General features: G+C 65.5%; 2 protein-coding genes and 1 riboswitch. Both genes read right to left on the bottom strand.

Translation table 11 applies throughout. The annotated features are described in order from the left end of the window. Nucleotides 1-521: 521 nt before the first annotated feature. On the bottom strand, nucleotides 522-1,391 hold the full coding sequence (locus BLW04_RS25250) for a LysM peptidoglycan-binding domain-containing protein (RefSeq protein ID WP_175484308.1): 870 nt from the start codon (nucleotides 1,389-1,391) through the stop codon (nucleotides 522-524). A gap of 5 nt (nucleotides 1,392-1,396) precedes the next feature. After that, nucleotides 1,397-1,542, bottom strand: a riboswitch (cyclic di-AMP (ydaO/yuaA leader). A gap of 323 nt (nucleotides 1,543-1,865) precedes the next feature. Continuing rightward, nucleotides 1,866-2,144 (bottom strand): integrase core domain-containing protein, encoded by a 279-nt coding sequence (locus BLW04_RS25245; RefSeq protein WP_091548379.1) that lies wholly within the window; start codon nucleotides 2,142-2,144, stop codon nucleotides 1,866-1,868. Nucleotides 2,145-2,249 lie beyond the last annotated feature (105 nt).

Raw genomic sequence — 2,249 nt, 5'->3', positions numbered from 1 at the left:
TCCAGGGCGGCAAGCTCATCGAACGACCCGACGAAACCCCCGAACAACAGGCCGCCTAAAGATCTTGATCCACAGGTCTTGACGATTGCTCTACGCTGTTCCACCGGACCCACCACCCGGGGAGTCATCACACCGGAAGACGGCATGAAACCCGGGACGGTTCAACTTCCTTGGTGCCGCCATTCTCGTTCCTCCGTGGGTTGATGGTGTCCATCAAACCCGGCACATGACAAACGGCAGGACTCAGTGCTGCCTAGACCGCCTTGCTGGTCGCCGCTTTTCGCTGTCTAGCTCGCCTCGTCTGCGGCGAGCGCGGAGCGGAGGCAGGCATCGGCGGCCGCTCCCGTCCACGGCCACAAGCCAGATACGGGCCTCGGGTCCACCGCACGCTGACGAGCCAGCCTCACGCCGCAGCTGAGGACGTGGACCTCCTCGGCGGGGGCGGGGAAGAGTCCAGACCCCCGCCGAGGAAGTCCACGTGCGTGTAGCCAGTCACAGCGCGACGACGAGGGTGCCGTAGCTCAGTACCAGTTGTGGGCCTGAAAGTGGCTCCATGCACCGCATGGGTTGCCGTAGCGGTCAGCGATGTAGCCAAGACCCCAGTTGATCTGGGTGGCGGGGTTGGTTCGCCAGTCGGCGCCGGCAGTGGCCATCTTGGAGCCAGGTAGGGCCTGGGGGATGCCGTAGGCGCTGGAGGTCGGGTTGTCGGCCGTGGGGTTCCAGTTGCTCTCCCGGGTCCAGAGGTTGTCCAGACAGCTGAACTCGCTGCTGGACCAGCCGCGGTTGGCCACCATGGTGCGGGCGATCGACTTAGCATCCTGCCCGCTGGTACGAGCCGCTCCTCGACTGGCGGCGACCTCGGAGAAGCGGCTGAGTATATCGGCCGGAGTCTGGGCGGCTGGGCCATTGAGGGCAAGGCGCTGACCGACGCGCAGGATGTTGGGGTTGGCGCCGATGACGTCGCGGTTGAGGGCGTGGAGCTGCTGCCATGTGGTGCCGCGGCGAGCGGCGATAGTGCTGAGAGTGTCTCCGGCGCGCACGATGTACGTACTGGACGCGCTGGAGGACGAGCCCAATCCGGAGCCGCCGCTGGAGCCAGCGCCGATGGTGAGTACCTGGCCGATGCGCAGGGCGTTGGGGTCAGAGCCGATGGTGTTGCGGTTGTTGCCGTGGATGGTCTGCCATGAGGTGCCGTGGCTGGCCGCGAGCTCGCTGAGCGTGTCGCCTGCGCGGACGGTGTGGTCTCCGGTGTGAGCCTGGGCGGGAGTGAGAACCGCGAAGGACGCTGCCGCGGCAGTGGCGAGGATCACGGCAGGTCGTGCGACGGCCTTGACGGTCGGACGTGGGGTGGGACGACGGTGTCGCCCCTTGTAGCGGTAGCGCTTGGGCATGGGGGTGAGCCTCTCGCTGCCTGCGGGGTTAGCTGTCGGGTTCGGGCGAGAGCTGCCCGGCCGCATCCTGCGGCTTCACCCCACGGCCCGAGGGCCTGATCCTTCTAAGGTGGGTTCCCCGCGCCTGCCCGTGCTTGGGAGGAGTCCGGATGACGGTGGGCAGGCTTCGGCGGTGCCGTCGTCCGGGTCCACCGATCGGCGAACGGTGGCAGCCTAGGCAGACTGCGGGCACGTCAAGCAACACCTGGGCCATCCTTCACAGACTCACCTCACGACATCTGCGCAATGTGACGACTAACTGACCGTGTGTATTGGCCTGCGACAACTGGTCAATGCTCAGCGGCACCGCGACGTGGCGGCTGTCCGCTGGCCGCCCCAGAGTCTGGACCGTTCGTCGCGATTCGCAGGTCGATTCCCCGGTTGCGCCCACCCTCTGTGGGGTGAATTACGAATTCCGGACCGGTCGATATTCTGTTATGCAGCTGCTGCCTGCATGAGCTCGGACTCGACTTCGTGGGGCGTGCGGTAGCCCAGTGCCGAGTGGAGTCGGCGTTGATTGGAACGCAATTCGATCCAGGATGTGACATCTCGATAAGCGTGTTCTCGGGTGGGATAGACGGTGCGGTGGACCCGCTCCACTTTGAGAGCCGCGTTGAACGATTCGGCCCAGGCGTTGTCGTAGCAGATTCCGGTGCGCCCGACGCTGCGCCGGACGCCGATGCGGCGGGTGTACTCGTCGAATTGGGCGGACATGTATTGGGTGCAATGCCGCTTAGTTAGGCCGCATCGTCACGTGTCCGCGGCGTCTCCAGCATCCGCGGCTTGACACCAGAGTTCTTGCTAACCGACGGTGACAGC

Source organism: Modestobacter sp. DSM 44400, from assembly GCF_900107175.1.
Taxonomy (GTDB): domain Bacteria; phylum Actinomycetota; class Actinomycetes; order Mycobacteriales; family Geodermatophilaceae; genus Modestobacter.
The sequence above is the reverse complement of the archived record's forward strand: the minus strand, read 5'-3'. Positions and strand labels throughout refer to the sequence as shown.

Coding starts and splice junctions, on each gene's coding strand:
- BLW04_RS25250 (WP_175484308.1), bottom strand. CDS start 1,391: ATGCCCAAGCGCTACCGCTACAAGGGGCGACACCGTCGTCCCACCCCA.
- BLW04_RS25245 (WP_091548379.1), bottom strand. CDS start 2,144: ATGTCCGCCCAATTCGACGAGTACACCCGCCGCATCGGCGTCCGGCGC.